Consider the following 420-nt stretch of genomic DNA (forward strand, 5'->3'; position numbering starts at 1 on the left):
AGATCATGGCGACACGGGCGTCAGTCATGGCGGCCTCCGTCAATGCCTGGCGTCAGCGGGCCCGTTCTCCCAGCCGCAACCCAATGAGTCCCCCCTCCCCTCGCGGGAGGGGGGTAGGGGGAGGGGGTTGTCGCAGCGGGCTCCGGCCCAGGCCAACTCAGGCAGGATTGGTCGGAGATATTGGGCCCATGCGCATTCGCGCGCGGACGCGCGCAGACGCCGCGCGCGCGCGCGACGACGACGACGACGACGACGACGACGACGACGACGACGACGACGACGACGACGACGACGACGACGACGACGACGACGACGACGACGACGACGACGACGACGACGACGACGACGACGACGACGACGACGACGACGACGACGACGACGACGACGACGACGACGACGACGACGACGACGACGACGACG

General features: G+C 69.5%; 1 protein-coding gene. It reads left to right on the forward strand.

The features are described from left to right. Positions 1-188: 188 nt before the first annotated feature. A partial coding sequence (locus tag P409_RS40205) for a hypothetical protein (RefSeq protein ID WP_193366548.1) occupies positions 189-420 on the forward strand: 232 nt, incomplete at its 3' end.

This window comes from Inquilinus limosus MP06 (assembly GCF_000767795.1).
In the GTDB taxonomy this organism is placed as follows: Bacteria; Pseudomonadota; Alphaproteobacteria; order DSM-16000; family Inquilinaceae; genus Inquilinus; species Inquilinus limosus_E.